The following is a 19388-nucleotide window of genomic DNA, read 5'->3' as shown; positions in this document are numbered from 1 at the left end:
TTTCAAAATAAATCAATACTATGTTCGATAATTTAAGCGATAAACTAGATAAAGCCTTTCATGTACTTAAAGGTCACGGAAAAATCACCGAAATAAATGTAGCCGAAACGCTCAAAGAGGTGCGGAGAGCTTTACTTGACGCGGATGTTAACTTTAAGATTGCCAAAGATTTTACCGCCAAGGTAAAAGAAAAAGCGATTGGTCAGGATGTATTAACGACACTTCAACCGGGACAATTATTGGTGAAGTTAGTAAAAGATGAATTGACAGAATTAATGGGTGGTGATGTTGCCGGAATCAATCTTTCGGGAAATCCGTCGGTTATTTTGATGGCAGGTTTGCAAGGATCAGGGAAAACTACTTTCTCAGGAAAACTGGCAAATTACCTTTTAACAAAGAAAAATAAAAAACCATTATTAGTAGCGTGTGATATTTACCGTCCTGCGGCAATTCAACAATTATATGTTGTTGGAGATTCAATAGGAGTTGAGGTTTATTCAGAGCCAGAAAATAAAAACCCTGTTGAAATTGCTCAAAATGCAATCAAACATGCGAAAGCGAACGGATTCAATGTAGTGATTGTCGATACAGCTGGTCGTTTAGCAGTCGATGAGGAAATGATGAACGAAATAGAACGCGTTCATAAAGCCATTCAGCCGCAAGAAACATTATTTGTTGTGGATGCAATGACAGGTCAAGATGCTGTAAATACAGCAAAAGCCTTCAATGAAAGATTAAATTTTGATGGGGTTATCTTAACCAAATTAGATGGAGATACTCGTGGTGGAGCTGCAATTTCGATTAAATCGGTTGTTAATAAACCCATTAAATTTGTAGGTACAGGGGAAAAGATGGATGCGATTGATGTGTTCTATCCAATTCGTATGGCTGAAAGAATTTTGGGAATGGGAGACGTTGTGACTTTGGTAGAAAGAGCTCAGGAGCAATTTGACGAAGAAGAAGCAAGAAAAATCCAAAAGAAAATTGCTAAAAACGAATTCGGTTTTGATGATTTCCTTTCTCAAATTCAACAGGTAAAAAAAATGGGTAATATGAAAGATTTGGTTGGAATGATACCAGGTGCATCAAAAGCCATGAAAGATGTTGAGATAGAAGATGATGCTTTTAAACATATTGAAGCGATAATCCATTCGATGACGCCAATTGAAAGAAGCAAGCCGGCGTTAATCGATGTAAAAAGGAAAACCAGAATTGCAAAAGGTTCCGGAACTAAAATCGAACAAGTGAATCAGTTGATGAAGCAGTTTGACCAAATGAGCAAGATGATGAAAATGATGCAAGGACCTGGAGGAAAAAACCTGATGAAAATGATGGGCGGCATGAAAGGCGGAATGCCAGGAATGAAATAAAAATGAGTCAAAAGCCGAAAGTCTTAAAATTGTAATGATTTTAAGACTTTCGGCTTTAATACATAAAACTAAATAACAATGCAACTACTAGACGGAAAAAAAACAGCGGAAGATATTAAGAGTGAAATCGCTGCAGAAGTACAAAAAATGAAAGACAATGGGGAGAAAGTTCCGCATTTAGCAGCGCTGATTGTTGGAAATGATGGAGCGAGTTTAACCTATGTGGGCAGTAAAGTAAAAGCTTGCGAAAGAGTAGGTTTTGAATCTACCTTAGTGAAAATGCCAAGTACAACTACTGAAGTTGAATTGCTAAAAAAGATAAAGGAATTAAATGAGAATGAAGCTATTGATGGATTTATTGTTCAGTTGCCGCTTCCCGAGCAAATTGACGAGCGGAAAGTTTTGATGGCGGTTGATCCAAGCAAAGATGTGGATGGATTTCATCCTGAAAATTTTGGAAAAATGGCGTTAGACATGACTACTTTTATTCCTGCAACTCCTTTCGGAATTTTAGAATTATTAGAAAGGTACGGAGTAGAAACAAAAGGAAAACATACTGTAGTAATTGGTCGCAGCCATATAGTGGGAAGACCAATGAGTATTTTGATGGGAAGAAAAGGATTTCCTGGAAATTCAACGGTAACTCTAACGCACAGTTACACTAAAAATATTGAAGAAATAACCATTCAGGCGGATATCATCATTACGGCTCTGGGTGTTCCTAATTACCTAAAAGCGAACATGGTGAAAGAAGGAGTTGTTGTAATTGATGTGGGTATTACTCGTGTTCCTGATGAAACTAATGAAAAAGGATATGTAATCACCGGTGATGTTGATTTTGAACAAGTAAGTAAAAAATCATCTTTTATTACTCCAGTTCCGGGTGGAGTAGGACCAATGACCATTGCAATGTTGTTGAAAAATACACTTTTAGCAAGAGAAATGAAAAGAAACAAATAGAGAAAATAGTTTTGATTAAAAGCCTTAAACACACGTTTAAGGCTTTTTTTATCTTAAAAAACGCTTAAATTTATCATGATTGATGCTAAAACGGAATTTAAAGAATACTTTTGCATCACTTAAAAATGACCTTTAAAATGGACGATTATTATTCGGAAATATTAAACTAATACAGCTCTTGCACTGTTTTCAAGACGCTGTAAATAAACCTATAGAATTTTGAAATGAGAGCTTTTTACAAAAATAATAACGGGTTAATTGCCATTCCTGAATGGATTCCTAACTGTTGGATAAATATTGAATGCCCTACCGAAGCAGAAAAAAAATATTTACTCGACGAATTACAAATTCCTGAAGCATTTTATAATGACATTGAAGATATTGACGAAAGACCAAGGATAGAAATTGAAAATGGTTGGACTTTAATTATCATGCGAATTCCTGTAAAGAGCAACGATGTGAAGTTGCCTTTTCATACGATTCCTGTCGGGGTTGTCTTTAAGGAAGAAGTTTGCATCACCATCAGTTTCCATCAAACGGAAATGATTACTGACTTTGTAACCTACACGAAACGCAAAAATATCAACATAAAAGATAACTTCGATTTAGTGCTGAAGTTATTGCTGTCGTCCAGTGTTTGGTTTTTGAAATACTTAAAGCAAGTCAATCAAAAAATAAAATTAGCCGAGGACAATTTAGAGAAGTCAATAAAGAATGAAGAATTACAAGCGTTGCTTCAAATAGAAAAATGTTTGGTATTCTTTATGACATCGTTGAAGGGGAATGATATTTTGTTACACCGAATTAAGAATATAAAATCCCAAAAAGAGCATTTTGATTTGGATCTGCTGGAAGATGTGGAAATTGAATTGCGTCAGGCGCAAGAAACTACGAATATTTACAGCGATATCTTAACGGGGACTATGGATGCTTATGCTTCTGTGATTTCTAACAATATGAATACGATTATGAAGCAGATGACTTCGATTTCGATAATTCTTATGATTCCAACATTGATTGCAAGTTTGTACGGAATGAACGTTCCCAATGATTTACAAGACAATCGCTATGGAATCTGGATTGTCATTTCTGGATCCGTTTTGTTATCTGCTTTTGGTGTGTTTTTGTTCAAAAGAAAAAGATGGTTTTGATTTTTTGATTACCATATACAATCTTATTTTTTTCATTTTTGATTGAATAGTTTCATAATCTAAAGCTTTAGACAAAAAAAGTTGGGATTGCATCCGACTATTTCCCTTCTCTTGAAATTTCAATGTATTGTCCATCTCATTTATTTTGGATAACATAATCTCTGCGCCTTTCATAATTGCAATTTAGTGCGGATAAAAATGTAGGCTCTGCCCCTTTATTTACAGCGATATTGTAATCCGTGATTGTATTTCCCTAATTCACAAAACTGCAAAAAAGAATCGTTCCCTAAAAATACCAAACCATTTGATTGAACTTTTAAATAATCAAAAATAGTTTTTCTTCCCCTCCTTTAAAGGGGTCGCGGGAGAGAGAGGATTCCCTATTTCAACTTTTTTATCAATTTAGCTTCATCAGCAAATTTTCGTATTTCAATTTTTGGGGAGCCCAGCAGTTGGATTTCTGATTTATCAGCCGCATCAATAATCACGGCTGTTTCAGTAAATAGACTGCAGTTGGAATAACTTTGGGTCGTTACATCCGCATTTTTTGTAGTCAACTTGTTGCCAGTAAATGAGGCATTGTTGTCCAGTCGAAGCATAGTATTTACAGCGTTTCCTTCAAGAGTAGCACCTGATTTTTGGTACATATCCACTTTCAAATCGGTAGTGTTAACTAAGGCTTTCAGCGATGCATTTTTACTTAATTCGATTATAGTATTTTCTGATTTTAAATTGAGTTCTATTTTTGATTTATCGTCTGCCTGAAGTAAGAAATCCTTGGTGTTAACGTTCAAAAATAATTTGGAAACATCATGGGCTTTTAAAGTAATGGTTTTCAATAAAAGTTCCTGTATCGCATTGACGGTCGATTCATCTTTTGAAGTAATCAGATTCAAATCATTCGTATACGTCACTCGGACTATCATTTTTTTATAGTTTGTGGCTTGCTTTGTAGTATAAACTCGCAATATTTTATCACTTAAATCTAAAGAAATAATGTCATGTAAGTTTTCGTCGGCCTCGATTTTTAATTCTGTTTTTTCTCCTCTTTCCAGATGAACTTCGAGATTGTCTTCGACTATTAATGCTTCAAAATTACCAACTTGTCTTTGTTCCACAGTTACCGTTTTTGATCCTTTTATTTTTTCCTTATTTTGTGCCAATGTCAATGTGGTTGATAAAAGGAGCAGGAGTATAGCCGTATATTTTTTCATAGTCATTTGGATTAGAGTCTACACAAATATAAAAAAATCATCCGCTTGTGATGGATGATTTTTTGATTTTAGTAAAATGATTTTTTTTATGGACAACTTCTTTCTTAGCGCATTTTCTTTATGCCTTGGTAAACAAGAATTCCTGACCCTCCATTTTTAAGGTAAATTCTGTTTTATTCTCCTTAAACTGAATTTCAATCCCTCCTTCCTGATCAGCACCAAACGTATCTTTACCAATAGAGTCAAAATGAATTGATGTTTCGCCTTCTGGAGTTACTACAAGTATTCCATTATCTTCGCTAAAAGCTAATTTTACTGAAATCTGTTTACTTACAAAATCACCCAAATATTCATCTAAAATAACTGCTTTTTCCAGCTCACTTTTCTCTGAACTCCACACGTTATTTGTTGTATTTGTATCAGGTAAAGTGTGATCTGGATCTAAAGTAATGGTGTCAATCTCTTCAGTAGAAGCATGTTTAAATGACCAGGAAGTATTGCGTTGCCATATTTCTACCGGTAGTTGCACACGACTAATAGTTCCGCTTTTGGTTTTAATTTCTAATACGACAGGCATAGCCATTTTTTCCAGATTTTCGATGTAAATAAGCGCTCCCAATTTAGGATCATTTTTTAAATACTTTATCTTAGAAATGCCTTGGTCTAAACTCCAATTGTTTACAAACCAAGCTCTCCAAAACCAATTTAAATCTTCTCCGGAAACATTCTCCATAGTTCTGAAAAAATCATCTGGCGTTGGATGTTTAAAAGCCCAACGTTCGGTATAAACTCTAAAGGCTTTATCAAAACGTTCTTTGCCTAGCACCTGCTCACGCAACATAACTAATCCTGAGGACGGTTTTTCGTAAGCGAGTAATCCCATATTATGTTCTTTCATCCCGTCTGGAGCGGTCATAATAGGTTCTAATTTCGGATTGGTTAACATATCTGCCATTCTTTGCATATCTGAAGGTCGTCTGGGTTTATATTCTCCCTTATTGAAATCTTCGGCACTCAATGAGTTGATGAAAGTATTAAATCCTTCGTCCATCCAGGCAAATAAACGTTCGTTAGAGCCCACAATCATGGGGAACCATCCATGTCCAAATTCATGATCCGTAACTCTCCATAACTCTTTGCCTTTTGATTGCCAATCACAAAACACAATTGCGGGATATTCCATTCCGCCTTCGTTTCCTGCTACATTAGTTGCTGTGGGATAAGGATATTCAAACCATCGTTTAGAATAATTTTCAACCGATGATTTTGTGTATTCTGTTGAACGACTCCAAGCATCTTGACCACCGCTTTCAACAGGGTAGGCTGAAATGGCTAATGATTTTTTACCACTTGGCAAATTAATTTTTGCGGCATCAATAATAAACGCTGCCGAAGATGCCCAAGAAACATCGCGAGCATTTTTTATTTTAAAATGCCAATTTAAAGTAGATTCTCCAATAGGTCTTGAAGCAATATTTGTTACTTCTTCCGCAGAACGAATTGTTACTGTTTTGTCGCTTTGAGAAGCAGTTACCCATCGTTTTTGCTGTTCAGCAGAATATACCTCAGATGCATTCATTAATTCACCGGAGCTAACTACGATATGATTTGCAGGAGCTGTTATGGTTACATCAAAGTCACCAAATTCAAGATAAAACTCACCAGCGCCTAAATAAGGTAAGGTATTCCAACCTTTGACATCGTCATAAACACACATTCTAGGGTACCATTGTGCCATTGTAAATATCTTGCCGTTTTTGGTTTCTAAAACCCCCATTCGGTCTGATCCGTAATCTGGAGAAATAAATGAAAAGTCAATTTTAAGTTTAATACTTCCTCCATTTGGATTCAAATCCTGAGGAAGGAATACTTGCATTCGTGTATCAATTATTTCAAATTTGGCTTCCGTTTCGACAGTCTTTCCATTTTTCCCAGAAACTATTTTGATCGATTTTATTTTGTGACCGCCGTCAAAAACTTGTCCTTTATCTCCATTACGACTACCAGTTATTGGAATTACGGTTTTTCCGCGAGAATTGTTTTTAAATAAATTCTGATCTACATTCATCCATAAAAAAGAAATTTTATCTGGACTGTTGTTAGTGTAGGTTAAAATTTCCGAGCCGATAACTTCATTGTTTTTATCGTTTAATGTGGCTGATAATTTATAATCGGCTTTGTTTTGCCAGTACTTTGGACCGGGCTGTCCACTGGCGGAGCGGGAATCGGTACCGTTTTTAGCGTAAAAATTAGGGCCAAAAGTATCGTGATAATTGTATTTTGATACGGCCTTGCTCGATAGGGTAGTAGCTGGATTCTGTTGCGCCTGTAGCGTCGTAGCTCCAAAAAATAATGCGGCAAAGGATGCAGCCTTCAAGAGATTGTTTTTCATGATTTTATTGATTTTGATTGATGATTGGTAAAAGTGCTGTATTGTTTTTTTAGGAAGTGACATTAATTTATAAAATGCCCACTTGTTTTAAATTTTACTGTAAATAAAGAGTTGATTAGGTCTTTTTGATTAACTAAAGCGAAAAAAACACCCATGATTGGTGGATGTTTATTTTTAAAATTTGAATTTTTTTTTACTGTCTGCTAATACTGCCTCCAGAACTGGTATTCTTCTGAATTGATTTTGGTTGTATATCGTAATTAATATCCCCTCCGCTGGATGCTTTTGCAGTTAAGCTGACTATAGGATGAACACTTATGGAAGCTCCACTGGAAACATCGGCACTAACTTCATTTGCAAATAATTTATCAGCGTTGATTTCGCTACCACTTGATGCAGTCGTTTTCATCTGTAATGCTTTCCCATTAATCGTGATGCTACTTCCGCTACTGGTGTCACAAGTAATATTGTCAGATTCAATACTCACATCGATGGAGGCGGCACTAGAAGTATTTAATCGGATGTTTTCCCCTTTCAGTGTATTCTTACTCGTTATCGTTGCACTACTTGTGGCCTCTAGCTCATCAATAATTGGCATTTTTACAGTAACTTTTTTAGATCCTATATTAGAAAAATAATTTTTATTACAAGAAATAATAAGGGTTCCATTTTCTACTGTGGTGGTAATGTGTTTTTGTAAATTATCATCAGCTTCAACCACTATTTCCGTTTTATCTGATTGCTCAATAACCAGGTCTATGCCGTTGTTGACTTCTATGCTTTTAAAATCACCTTCAACATTTCGTCTCTCGGTGGTTACATTTCCACTTCCTTCTATTGAATTCAATTCGATAGTGTGGTTGCACGAAGCGAGTAACAAAGCACTGAATACAACCAGAATGAATTTTGTAATTAATGTGATGATTTTTAACATGACTAATTCGTTTTAATGATTATACCGTCTTTATTTATTTTCAATCCTTTATTGTTATTGTTTGATTTTATAGTATCATTTTCTATTGAAACTCCGTCGTTGTTAATGGTAACTGTCACATCTGTACTGTCGTTTTCAGTATCACTGTCCACATCATTGTACTCGTTTTCATTTGCAGGACAATTTAAACATTTTATTTGAGAATTCTCAACTTTGTAAATGTAATTACCTGAACTGTAGTGCAAATTAAAATATTCATCATCAGATCTATCATAATTTTGTATTGAAGTATCTGGTTTTAATAGTGTTCCTTCAGGTAAGTATAATGTTATTTCTATTTCTTGATCTCTGTATTTATTTTTTAAATCAGTAAGTAAATAGTTGTCTAAAATCAATTGATTGCCAATTATTTTATAACCGTATTTAATTTGTTCAGCTCTTTGTTTTGCTTCTGATAATGATTTTCCTCTCGCCTCTTTTTCAATCTGAAGGTAAGGCAGTTTTTTATCTGTTTTTTCGATTTTGATACTTACTTCATTCGAATAAATAATATCAGTTCCGGTAGAATCTTGTGTTACCATGAAATCATTACGGTCTTCCACATTTTTAGCAAAATAATCATTGTGTTTGAATTTTATGTAAAGCGTATCATTCGGATTCAAATTGATAGTTTCTTTCTTAACCACTCGTCCATCAACTGCAAACGCACTGGCTTGTTTTATTCCAATTGATATTGCTAATGCAACTGCGATTAACCAAAGAGCCAGCAAGGTGTATTTAGCAATGTTTCCTATTGATTTCATATTAGGGGCTAAAAGTTTAAAACCTAATAATGCTAGAAAAAAGAACGGAATTCCAACGGTAAAGAACATTAAAAGTCCAAAGGCCCATATTGGATAATCTGTAAAATTCCCCGCTTCTATAAAACCTTGCCATGGGAAATCAATAAATGCACCTGAACCTAGGGTAAAAATTCCAATTAAAAGAAAAAATAATACAGTTACTCCTCCAAGTATTAAAAGTACTCCTAAGAACTTTGCGAAAATCTTGAAAACAGTCATGATGAAATCACCAAAAGAGCTTCCTATTTTCCCGGCACTTGTTTTTATTTGATTGCCATATTTGTCATAATCGACATTTTTTATTTTATCAGAAACATTTTCAAATTCCTCACGCACTTTTTTTTCAATGTTGGAAATCGTAACAGGTTCACCGGTCATTTCCAGTTTCTCTGTAGTACTGAGAGCCTCTGGAGTCACAATCCAAAGAATTATATACGCCAGGATTCCAGTTCCAAATCCAGCAAAAACCAATAAAATAAGTACGATTCTGATCCAAACGGAGTCAATACCAAAATAATGCCCCAATCCTGAAGCAACTCCGCCAATCATTCCTTTTTCTTTGTCACGATATAATTTTTTTGTAGCTCTCGTTGCGGTGCTGTTATAGGTATTTGTTCCTTTCAATTCATCTTCAATGATATAATCTTCCGGTTGACCCATAACGGCAATCACTTCGTCTACATCGTTTAAACCGATAACATATTTATCCGTTTTTTGCTTTTCGTTTAATAATTCCGAAACACGCATTTCAATATCTTTGATGATTTCATCGTGTCCGGATGAATTGGATAAAGAACGTTTTATCGCGTCAAAATAGCGTGTCAATTTTTGGTATGCATCTTCATCGATGTGAAAAAACATTCCGCCTAGGTTTATATTTACAGTTTTGTTCATGACTATTGTTTTTGGTTGGTTATTAGGTTTACGGCATCGGATAATTCAGTCCAGGTACCATTTAATTCGTTTAAAAAAGTTTGTCCAATTTCTGTCAGACCGTAATATTTTCTTGGCGGTCCTGAAGTGGATTCTTCCCAACGGTAGTTGAGTAATCCATCGTTTTTTAGTCGTGTCAATAGCGGATATATGGTTCCTTCCACAACTAATAATTTTGCATTTTTCAAAGTGTCCAATATTTCCGATGTGTAGGCATCTTTTTCTTTTAAAACAGATAGGATGCAAAACTCGAGAACACCTTTTCGCATTTGAGCTTTCGTGTTTTCAATGTTCATAATTTCTTTTTTTTGATTTTGTGTTGATTAAACCGTTCATTTTTTGATTGTTTTGCCAGTTCGCCTTTCTGGCTCGGATGATGATTTGTATTTGTGAGGAACGAAGCAATCTCCTATTGCCTGATACTCTTTTAATTTTTTTGGAGCTAATTCCTGCTTTCCATTTCAATCTTTTATATTTTTAAAGAAAAAATATAAAAGGATTTCCATTGCAATCAGGGCTAGTTTGTTCGCTTTATGTATTACGTTTTTTCTCTTTTAATCTGATTGCTTCCTTATTTAATGAACGGAATCGTTATTGGATATTTGTATCTTTCTCCGTTTGATGTTTTGATCGAGGCATAAATAATTAAAAAGAATTCAGCCACTTTCAAAAGTCCGAAAATCAAAACGCAAATTAATCCAACCGTTAATAGTGCAATGTTGTCTTCGAAGTTGAAATTCGAAAATGTAATGTCATTATGATGTACCAATGATTGGAAAGAAACATTTTCGAAAGCTGAAATAAGAAACGAAGGAATCGCAATCATAATCAGCACTAAGGAGTAGAGTAATAAACTCAATTGAAAATTCAGAACTTGTTTTCCGTGATGATCTACAAATTCGGATTCCTCTTTTTTGGTACTCCAAAGAATTATTGGAAAAATATAATTTCCAAAAGGAATGAAATATTGAGTAAGTGAACTCAAATGTGTAAATGTTGCGATGTTTTTTTCAGTAGTTGTTTCCATTTTTTTTGATTTTGATGATGATTAAAACTTTCAGCGCAATTACTAAATATGTTACCTAGTAATTTCTTATGCAAATATATATCTAAAAGACAGTATCTTGTTTCACATAGTACCTAAAATTAACATAAAATTAACAAAACAATTTTATATGTACGCATACTATTTTTTTGTATTTTAGCAAAAAAACCATTGATTATGAACCCGCCAGGATTTAAAAACCCAATAATAAGAAGCAATGGCAAAATTATATTTCTTTAAAAAATAAACAGTTACTACTTATGAATCTTACCGCATCAAAACTTAATAAATTTCTATTGTTCAAATTACCGTCGGCATTTATTTGTGGTGTACGTGTAAAAACCATTGATGAGAAAAAATGTGTGGTGTCTGTAAAACACCGTTGGATCAACCAAAATCCATTTAACTCGATGTATTTTGCAGTACAAGCCATGGCTGCTGAACTTGCTACAGGAGCTTTGGTAATGTTTCAAATTCAAAAAAGCGGGAGGAAAATCTCAATGTTGGTAGCCAATAATAAAGGTAATTTTACGAAAAAAGCGACTGGCAGAATAACTTTTACTTGTAATGACGGGCATTTGATAGAAAAAGCAATTCAAGAAACCATAACCACTGGAGTAGGACAAACTTTCTGGATGAAATCCATAGGAACCGATGAAAAAGGAATTCAGGTATCTGAAATGGATTTTGAATGGAGTGTAAGGGTAAAATAAAAGCGGATTCCCTCACGAAATATTTCAATAAAAAACGCCTCTAAATTTTAGAGGCATTTTCTGTTAGATAAAATAAGAATCTTTTAGATTAACATTTTTTTCCACTTGCTTTAGCCATTGTGGCATCGCATTTTTTTCCTTCAGCTTTGCATTTTGTTTTGCATTTTTCAAGTTCTGCTGCAGTCATATCTTTTGACTTTGAGTCTTTTTTTGTACAACAGGATTCTTTTTTCGTTTGATCTTTAGTTACAGTTTTGACTTCCTGTGCACTACCATTTAGGATAAGGAATACTATTGCTACAAATGTTACTATTTTTTTCATTATCTAAATTTTAAAATCGGTTTCTATTTTACATCGAATATCAATTCAAATATAAATAATAATTCAAATTAATCGATACGATTTACATTAATATGTATTTAATTGTATTTGATTTTTTCGCAGAAAAAACGAATTAATTAATAATTATCTTTTTGCTGAGAACTCCTGTTGACGTTTTAAGTAGTGCAATGTACACTCCTGAACTTATTTTTTTTATAGGAAGCTGGATGTTTTCCTGACCTTGATTTTCAATCTCCCAATTGGCAACGGCCTGTCCAAGAATATTAAATAAGGTGACATCTTGAACTGTTGTATCCAGTAATTTATTATTGATTACGAGCGTATTTTTGTTTTGTGAATGCAGAATTACAATATCATTTGTACTACTGATTTCTTCATTTGTAGCAAGGGTTTTATCTTTAAAACGCAATGAAAATCGGTTGTGGAATTCCCCTTTAGGAATATTGATTTCAAAAGTTTTATTCCTGATGTTATGGTACATTTTTGTTTCGTCATCATACACAAAAATAGGTTGGTTGGTTTCAAAATTTTCTGCATCATCAATCATGAATTTTATGGTTCCTTCTATGTCGCTTTTTACCCCAATAGGGAAGGAGGATTCCATATCAAAATAGCCTTCTCCCTGAATTACCAGTTGATCGGCTCCGTTTAAAAAATACATATCGTTAGGGAAGTTATCCAGAATATATCCGTCATAACCGTAATCAATTGCGCTGGTCGCTTTCTCCTGCATGAACGCTAACAATACTTGACGATGGAAATTATTAGTAGAATTGAATCCCAAACGAATTCTTTTTAACGTGTCTTTTTGTATTGGATCATTGGTATTTGTATCCCATGCGTTTTCAGCTTTGGCTTTAGCTTTTATTTTAAAAAGGGTATTGGAAGTGGAATCAATTTCCCTCTGAAACGCCCGTTGTCCATTATTAAAAATTACTGTTCCGCCACCGCCTGTTTTTCCAAAGACAAAAAATCCTTGTCCCACTGGAATATGTTGCTTTGGAATTTTATTACTCAACCCAACACCACTGATCAAGTCTGGCACTACAGGTGGTAAACCGCCTGACAAATTGAGTACGGCGTAGCCACCTAAGTAATCTTTTAATACATGTGTATTATTATTGGAGGAATGTTCCCAAAAATAAATGGTTCCATCTAAACCAACGTCTTGAACTCGGTCCACTGAATTCAGATTGTCGTTTATAAAAGCATACGCATTTAGGGCGGATGGATAAGGATTTCCGGTCAGCAACAATTGTTCGGCACTGACGGTATTGGTCAATATCGTTCCATTATTCGGTTTTCCTACAAAGGTGTAATTTTGTGTACCCGATGCCGCGCCGCTTCCTTTTAAGGTGAACCCTTGACCTACACGTAACGGGCTGGTTTCATTTATTTGGACCCAACTGGCATAAGCACTGGCGTAATTGTCAAATTTATAAAGCCAGTAACGTGCCAGACTAACAGGGCTTGAAGGAGCTCCGTTGTATCCTGCAATCCATGTAATATTTGCTGGTGTTGCTGGATTTGTTCCGTCTTTGAATACCCCATTTACGGTATAGTTCGTGTTGTTAGCCATGGTATTTACAGGACTTACAGGGGAACTCCAATAGTTATAATTGTACAAATTGGACTGTCCTTGCTGATCTCTTTCGATAAAACCTGTACTGGCCACGTCTAAGGTACTCTCCGTTGTTTGCACCAATTGTGACATTCCGGTTAAGTCGATTGTTCCGTCTAATTTTAGATACCAGTCATTTTGTATCTTGGTATTGTTATTCATAACAATTTTTTTTTCGGTAGCTACCAGCATTCCTAAATCAATGTTGTTGGCCGTTTCGGTGATATCATGTTGAACCTTTACGATGGACCAGTCATTCTCCATAATGTCATTTCCTCGAATTTCTTTGGAAGGGCTATTGACTGCTGTTGCAAAACTTCCAGTTCGTTCCGTTAAAAAAGGTAATGGAGCTTGTTGAAGATAAATATTTTTATGATTGTAGATTTTTGTTCCACTAATATCAATTGTAGGAGTTGTCAAATCATCAATAATATCATCTTTATAATTGTCCATTCTGTAATATCGAAGTACGTTTGCAAAAGGCAGGGAAGCAGGAGTAGAGGCAATGTTTTTAGGCACGATCGTTCCTCTAATTTGTGAACTATTATCCTCAATTTCCTGATACACCATTCTTTGTAAATGTGGATCCGTCAGCGCAATATTGAATACACGTACTTCATCTATTTTTCCTTTAAAATAATTTGTGTTTGCAACTGGATTTTTTCCTAAAGTGAGAACTGATGGATCAGCAGCGATACTTCCTGACGCGGCTTGGGTTGCCACCAAAGCTCCATTAAGATATAGTTTCAAATTATTTCCGTCATAAATCGTGGCTACATTGTACCATTGAGAAACATTCAGCGCTGTAATAAAAGTCGCTGTTGTCCCATTAACTATTGCTTCCAGTTTTTTGGCAGCAGTAACGCGAATTTGAAATTTATCCTGACCCACAACAACACCATCTGTTGAAAAAGCAGGATTCAAATTGATCCATGCCATTAAAGAAGCATTGGTTAAACCACCAAGAATAGAAGTACTTTGTCCGTAATCGTTTCGACCATCAAAATCAAGAAATAATTTGGTACGCAAATCCCTAGGAGAACCAAAATATGCGGTATTGGTATCAAAAGCATCCATAATTCCGTCTTTATCAATATCAGTAGCACCGTCAATAATACCATTACCGTTACTGTCCAAAATTTTGTAATCATAGATTAACAACGTATTTGAGATATCAAATATTAGTCCGTTAGATTTTACATCAATATAATTCGGAATTCCATCACCATCAGTATCCAAAAGATAATTCAGAAAAGGAGCAACTGTACTTCCTTGTCCCAAATTCCCGTATTGATTGACTCCGGTACCGTAATCGTAAATGTCTAGTATTCCATCGCCAAAAAGTTCCGAAGTTCCGTTGCCGTCAGTGTCTTTGCTCCTAAAAGTTTCCGTATCTAATCCGTCTCCTGTCGCGTCTCCGTTGATATCCCCATCCCCATTAACAAAGCTTGCAGCTGCACTAGTATTTCCTGCACCGGATTCATCCACATCAAAAACACTATCATTATCACTGTCTAAATCCAAGTAATTTGGAATGCTGTCTCCATCCGAATCAAGTGCTACTAATGCCGCGCTTGGCTCGGCATTGTCATGCAATCCATTTCCGTTTGAATCGGCCCAAGCCACAGCAATCTTACCTTTACCATCGCTTAAATTTCCTAAACCCACTTCAATAATGTCTTCGATTCCATCATTATCGGCATCCAAATCAAACATATCCGCAACGCCATCATTGTCTAAATCACATAAGGTTTGTGAGATAAGTATATCATCTAAAGCGAGATCATTACCGCCACCCCCGGGAGCATTATTTTTGAATCGGATGATAAAAGCATTGATGTTTCCCAGATTAACGCTAGTGGTGAATTGTTGCCAGACTCCTTGAGAACAGCTATTGTCTAAAGTATTAGAGGAACATCTCCCAATGTCTCCAGTATTGAAAGAAGCTAGCGGATTATTGGACAAATCAAAAAATTCAACGGTTATATTGGGCAAAATTGAATTAGGGTACGTAGATGATGCCATGATGTTTAACGCCCAAAAACTGTATGTTATGGGCAGATTTGACAATATGCCTGTAATTGTAGTTTCATAAAACACACCCGGTTCAAAACTGGCATTAAATACTGCCATTCTTCCATTAATATCTCCTGTGGTATGATCTTCTCCATTGTACCAAGCTAAATCGCCATGAATATTTTCAGGATCGCTCGCTACGGCTCCCGTGATTTTGGAAACCACTGTGTATTCTCCATCATCTAATATTTTGCTTGTTTGAAAAGGACATGTTGCTGTATTAGAACCAACTATTCCGTCCTCATAACAATAGGTTGTTGTTGCATTATAGGCTGCAGTAAAGTCTGAAGTTCTACCGCCTGTTCCAAAGGTTTCATTAAGAAACTTATAATCTACTTTACGTCCCTTTGAACTATTGCAATTTATTTCCTCGGTAGCGTCCATAATACCGTCATTATCATCATCAATATCAAAATTGTCGTAAACGCCATCTCCATCGCTGTCAAAAAAGGTTTGGATCCCCACTCCTTTAATCGCAAAATTGTATGGATTTTCATCAGAGTCATTGTTTATAATTGAAATTGTGGCAGTTTTTGTTCCTACAGTTTCAGGGTCAAAAGCAATAGAGAATGTAGAACTTGCTCCTCCAGCAATTGAAGTACTAGGGCTTGCGGTAAGTGTAAAATTAGCAGCATTAGTTCCAGAAATAGTTATGGAGCCAATAGATAGGGCAAGATTCCCTTTATTTTGAATGGTGTATTTTTTTGTGATAGTTCCCGTACTGGTTTCCATTGACCCAAAATCTGTCCAATCTGTGGGACTCGGAGTGACGTCATCGTCAGTTATAGCTATAGTATTTCCAAGAATGTTTATTTCTTGAGGCGCCACCCAAGTAATAACTATTTTTCCATCAGCGCCAGAACCGCCTGTTCTGTTAACTGATGATGTACGAAACGCACCACCACCGCCACCGCCAGGAATAATTCCTGGTAATCCATTATTACTGGTATTTGTGCCTGAGCCACCATTTCCTCCATTCAAAGGAGCTGTTGCTCCGGTTTGATTTGTAGCAGTAGTACCATTAGAAGCTGTCCCTGCTGATGAACCACCTCCTCCGCTAAATGTTCCACCATTACCTGTTGCACCGCTACCGCCATTAAAGCTTAAATCGCCAATACAACCTGAAGTTAAGCCTCCGATTGCTCCAGTTGTTGTATTATCTGCTACACTATTACCCCCTTTTGCTCGTAAAAGAATTGTTGGGGCAAGTGAAGAAAATGAAGAATCGCCACCAGATGTATTTGATGTGCTTCCAGTACCTACGATATAAGTATATTGTTCTCCAGGTACGACGGATACTGTTTTTTTAGCATAAGCACCGCCGCCGCCGCCGCCGCTAACTCCATTTGTTGTTCTAGTACCTCCACTTCCCCCTCCTCCCCAAGCTTCAACTTTTAAGCTGGTAACACCTGTGGGAACTGTAAAAGTTCCAGAAGTGCTGTATGTTTGTGTTGTTTGGGAATAACCGTAAATTATAATAAATAGCAGATTGATTGTAAAAAACAGCTTTTTATTTATTGGAGTAGTTTTCTTCATAATTCAATCACAGTATTTAATTAATTATGGTTTAATTTTTCGTTTTAAAATGTTAAGCGCCGTAACATAAATATTTTCGAAAACTAAATTTAAATTAATCATTTGAAATAATCGGTTTAAATACAGATAAAGTCGATGAAATACATAAATAATAAAAAAATGTAAGTTTATTTTTAAATTAATATAAAAGTCATTTTACTGTTGTGTAATATTTAATTAAAGAATGAAACTACCATTTTTCAGATGATTTTATTTCTATTTTTTAATAACATTCCTGCTTTCGATTTGCTTGTATCAGGACTGTATTTTACAAAAAAAAATACTTTCCGATTAAAAGAAATCTTTTTGAAATTAAAGCGGAGTAAAAATTATTTTACGATAATTTTCTTGCTAATGTTTCCTTTAGCTGTTTTGAGTTTCACAAAATACACAGCTGAAGTTTTGTCCTGAATAGGTATTTTAATGTTGGACTGCTCTTATTCCTTCACATCCCATGTAGAAATTAATTTTCCCTGAATGTTGTATAATGAAGCAGTTAACACGTTGTTATTATTGGCATTATTTTTAATATATATCACATTATTTGAACGTAGAAAGAATACGGTAGTAGCGTTATCATACATTTGATCTTTTGTAGCAAGACTTTTATCGGTGAAACGTAATGAGAAGTGCTCGTTGAAGGTTCCTTGCGGAAGTTCTATTTCGTAGACTTGCTCTTTGATCCTACTGTAGGTATTAGTTTCGTTGTCATGAATAAAAATATTGTGACTTTCGTCAAAATTTTCTAAACCATCTAAAACAAATGATATTTTTCCTTTTGTGTTAGATTGAACACCAATAGCGTAGGAGGCTTCTATATCAAAATAATCTTCACGTTGTATTGTTCGCTCATTTTCCCCGTTCAACAAATGCATATTATTTGGAGAATCATCGATATTACAGGCATCGGAACCATCATTCATCTCATTATTTTCTTTTTCATCCATAAAAGCTGAAAGTACTTGTCTGATAAAATTTTGATCGTAAAAATTGAAGCGTAAACGTACTCCATCGTATGTGTCATTTGCTATTTTAGCATCACTTTTATCAGTCCAATGATTTGAATCTTTAACTATTGAATGAATTCTATACACAGTCTGCGAAAGGCTGGCATTATCCTCTTTAATAAATTTTCGTTGCCTATTATAAAAAGTTACAGTTCTAGCAGATTCAATTTTTCCAATTACAAAGAATCCTTGTCCTACTGGAATATATCTTTTCGGAAGTAATTTTGAGGAAGATCTAGAACCACTTATGAAATCAACTCTTGTAGCACTTGGTTTTACACCTCCAGCTTTATTATAAACTTTACAGCCATCTTGGTAAACACCTAAATTGTGCGTATTATTGGTTGAGTAATGTTCCCAGAAATAGATTGCTTGGTCTTTAGCTCCATTGGTAATAGATGTTTCTACAGAACCAATGTTATCATTAATAAATTTATTAGCGTCCAATGATGATGAATACGGATTACATAGCAATAATAACTGATCGGAACCAGCAATATTTGTATTGTTCCGTAATCTGGTTTTTCTGTAAAGGTGAGATTTTGTGTTCCTGAAGTTTCTGGCCCTTGAAAAGTAGATCCTTTATAATAACCAAAATTTCACCTGTCAAAGCCATACGTTTCGACTAGATTTTCATTTGTGCGTTACCGTTTATAAAAGAGAGGCAATTATCTTACAGGGTAATTGCCTCTTTTTATATAAACGGTCGGGCTATTCGCTTCAAGTCCTCGTCCCGCCAAAAAAAGGCGAGACTGTGGGCTTTCCGCTGCTATCCCTAACGCAAACCTATGTAATCTATAGCTTTTTGTTGTTTTTACGATATATTATAATACCTTATATATAGGAGTGAAAAAGTAACAGTACAATTTTGTACAATATAATGTATCGGACAAAACCATTAGTTAGCTTAATCATGTTTTTGAATAATAGCACGGAAGTAACATCTGAAGTCGCAAAGCGTAGTCATAAATAGGAAAAAAGGCAATAAAGCTTGAATTCATCAAGATTGTATAAATAGTAATGGATAGTAAAAAGCGATCTGTCCGCAATGAAATAGGGGATTTTGACAAGAAAAGGAGTTTAAGGTGTATTAGATTGTAGATTTGTTTAAAAAACTTGTTCTTTCAAAAAACATGATATCAGTTAGTTAAAGATAAAGTTAAGAAAAGGTCAAAAAAAAGTGTTTAAAAAGCTTGAATAACCCAATAAAGG

At 35.1% G+C, this 19388-nt stretch carries 15 protein-coding genes; 4 read left to right on the top strand and 11 right to left on the bottom strand.

Annotation, left to right across the window (positions count from 1 at the left end):
- The first annotated feature begins 20 nt into the window (after positions 1-20).
- From ffh to ACP7AT_RS13535, 3 genes are all read left to right on the top strand, one after another.
- Complete coding sequence (gene ffh / locus ACP7AT_RS13545) at positions 21-1370, top strand: signal recognition particle protein (protein ID WP_426064903.1); 1350 nt, start codon at positions 21-23, stop codon at positions 1368-1370.
- Between the two features lie 78 nt (positions 1371-1448).
- The gene (locus ACP7AT_RS13540) at positions 1449-2330 is read left to right on the top strand and encodes a bifunctional 5,10-methylenetetrahydrofolate dehydrogenase/5,10-methenyltetrahydrofolate cyclohydrolase (RefSeq protein ID WP_426064902.1); all 882 of its coding nucleotides are present in this window, start codon (positions 1449-1451) and stop codon (positions 2328-2330) included.
- Between the two features lie 224 nt (positions 2331-2554).
- Positions 2555-3481 carry a magnesium transporter CorA family protein gene (locus tag ACP7AT_RS13535; protein WP_426064900.1) on the top strand — a complete coding sequence of 309 codons (927 nt, stop codon included), beginning with the start codon at positions 2555-2557 and terminating at the stop codon, positions 3479-3481.
- Between the two features lie 380 nt (positions 3482-3861).
- On the opposite strand, the gene ACP7AT_RS13530 is transcribed toward ACP7AT_RS13535, so the two are convergent.
- From ACP7AT_RS13530 to ACP7AT_RS13500, 7 genes are all read right to left on the bottom strand, one after another.
- The gene (locus ACP7AT_RS13530) at positions 3862-4695 is read right to left on the bottom strand and encodes a GIN domain-containing protein (protein ID WP_426064899.1); all 834 of its coding nucleotides are present in this window, start codon (positions 4693-4695) and stop codon (positions 3862-3864) included.
- A 118-nt stretch (positions 4696-4813) separates the two neighbouring features.
- On the bottom strand, positions 4814-7087 hold the full coding sequence (locus tag ACP7AT_RS13525; protein ID WP_426064898.1) for a M1 family metallopeptidase: 2274 nt from the start codon (positions 7085-7087) through the stop codon (positions 4814-4816).
- 193 nt (positions 7088-7280) lie between these two features.
- Entirely contained in the window at positions 7281-8021 is a 741-nt protein-coding gene (locus ACP7AT_RS13520) for a head GIN domain-containing protein (protein WP_426064896.1), read from the bottom strand.
- Between the two features lie 2 nt (positions 8022-8023).
- Positions 8024-9757, bottom strand: coding sequence for a PspC domain-containing protein (locus tag ACP7AT_RS13515; protein WP_426064895.1), 1734 nt, complete (start codon positions 9755-9757; stop codon positions 8024-8026).
- 2 nt (positions 9758-9759) lie between these two features.
- The gene (locus ACP7AT_RS13510) at positions 9760-10092 is read right to left on the bottom strand and encodes a PadR family transcriptional regulator (protein WP_091205948.1); all 333 of its coding nucleotides are present in this window, start codon (positions 10090-10092) and stop codon (positions 9760-9762) included.
- Complete coding sequence (locus ACP7AT_RS13505) at positions 10082-10261, bottom strand: hypothetical protein (protein WP_426064893.1); 180 nt, start codon at positions 10259-10261, stop codon at positions 10082-10084. The genes ACP7AT_RS13510 and ACP7AT_RS13505 overlap by 11 nt, the downstream gene beginning before the upstream one ends.
- A gap of 106 nt (positions 10262-10367) precedes the next feature.
- A complete protein-coding gene (locus ACP7AT_RS13500; protein ID WP_426064892.1) occupies positions 10368-10823 on the bottom strand; it encodes a DUF4870 domain-containing protein in 456 nt (151 codons plus the stop codon).
- Positions 10824-11101: 278 nt separating this feature from the next.
- On the opposite strand from ACP7AT_RS13500, the gene ACP7AT_RS13495 reads away from it, so the two are divergent.
- Complete coding sequence (locus ACP7AT_RS13495; RefSeq protein ID WP_426064891.1) at positions 11102-11554, top strand: DUF4442 domain-containing protein; 453 nt, start codon at positions 11102-11104, stop codon at positions 11552-11554.
- An 88-nt stretch (positions 11555-11642) separates the two neighbouring features.
- Here ACP7AT_RS13495 and ACP7AT_RS13490 read toward each other — a convergent pair whose 3' ends face one another.
- The 4 genes from ACP7AT_RS13490 to ACP7AT_RS13475 all read right to left on the bottom strand — a co-directional run bounded on the left by ACP7AT_RS13490 (position 11643) and on the right by ACP7AT_RS13475 (position 18623).
- Positions 11643-11876 carry a hypothetical protein gene (locus ACP7AT_RS13490; RefSeq protein ID WP_426064889.1) on the bottom strand — a complete coding sequence of 78 codons (234 nt, stop codon included), beginning with the start codon at positions 11874-11876 and terminating at the stop codon, positions 11643-11645.
- Positions 11877-12009: 133 nt separating this feature from the next.
- The gene (locus tag ACP7AT_RS13485) at positions 12010-17130 is read right to left on the bottom strand and encodes a choice-of-anchor D domain-containing protein (RefSeq protein ID WP_426064888.1); all 5121 of its coding nucleotides are present in this window, start codon (positions 17128-17130) and stop codon (positions 12010-12012) included.
- A gap of 368 nt (positions 17131-17498) precedes the next feature.
- The gene (locus ACP7AT_RS13480) at positions 17499-17588 is read right to left on the bottom strand and encodes a T9SS type A sorting domain-containing protein (protein WP_426065039.1); all 90 of its coding nucleotides are present in this window, start codon (positions 17586-17588) and stop codon (positions 17499-17501) included.
- 18 nt (positions 17589-17606) lie between these two features.
- On the bottom strand, positions 17607-18623 hold the full coding sequence (locus tag ACP7AT_RS13475) for a hypothetical protein (protein WP_426064887.1): 1017 nt from the start codon (positions 18621-18623) through the stop codon (positions 17607-17609).
- Positions 18624-19388 lie beyond the last annotated feature (765 nt).

The organism is Flavobacterium sp. DSP2-3-1, assembly GCF_049896865.1.
In the GTDB taxonomy this organism is placed as follows: Bacteria; Bacteroidota; Bacteroidia; order Flavobacteriales; family Flavobacteriaceae; genus Flavobacterium.
Note: the sequence above shows the minus strand (reverse complement) of the source record. Positions and strands in the feature narration are given on the sequence as shown.

Excerpts from the sequence above, each read along its gene's own strand:
- ffh (WP_426064903.1), top strand. The coding sequence starts at position 21 with ATGTTCGATAATTTAAGCGATAAACTAGATAAAGCCTTTCATGTACTT.
- ACP7AT_RS13540 (WP_426064902.1), top strand. The coding sequence starts at position 1,449 with ATGCAACTACTAGACGGAAAAAAAACAGCGGAAGATATTAAGAGTGAA.
- ACP7AT_RS13535 (WP_426064900.1), top strand. The coding sequence starts at position 2,555 with ATGAGAGCTTTTTACAAAAATAATAACGGGTTAATTGCCATTCCTGAA.
- ACP7AT_RS13530 (WP_426064899.1), bottom strand. The coding sequence starts at position 4,695 with ATGAAAAAATATACGGCTATACTCCTGCTCCTTTTATCAACCACATTG.
- ACP7AT_RS13525 (WP_426064898.1), bottom strand. The coding sequence starts at position 7,087 with ATGAAAAACAATCTCTTGAAGGCTGCATCCTTTGCCGCATTATTTTTT.
- ACP7AT_RS13520 (WP_426064896.1), bottom strand. The coding sequence starts at position 8,021 with ATGTTAAAAATCATCACATTAATTACAAAATTCATTCTGGTTGTATTC.
- ACP7AT_RS13515 (WP_426064895.1), bottom strand. The coding sequence starts at position 9,757 with ATGAACAAAACTGTAAATATAAACCTAGGCGGAATGTTTTTTCACATC.
- ACP7AT_RS13510 (WP_091205948.1), bottom strand. The coding sequence starts at position 10,092 with ATGAACATTGAAAACACGAAAGCTCAAATGCGAAAAGGTGTTCTCGAG.
- ACP7AT_RS13500 (WP_426064892.1), bottom strand. The coding sequence starts at position 10,823 with ATGGAAACAACTACTGAAAAAAACATCGCAACATTTACACATTTGAGT.
- ACP7AT_RS13495 (WP_426064891.1), top strand. The coding sequence starts at position 11,102 with ATGAATCTTACCGCATCAAAACTTAATAAATTTCTATTGTTCAAATTA.
- ACP7AT_RS13490 (WP_426064889.1), bottom strand. The coding sequence starts at position 11,876 with ATGAAAAAAATAGTAACATTTGTAGCAATAGTATTCCTTATCCTAAAT.
- ACP7AT_RS13485 (WP_426064888.1), bottom strand. The coding sequence starts at position 17,130 with ATGAAGAAAACTACTCCAATAAATAAAAAGCTGTTTTTTACAATCAAT.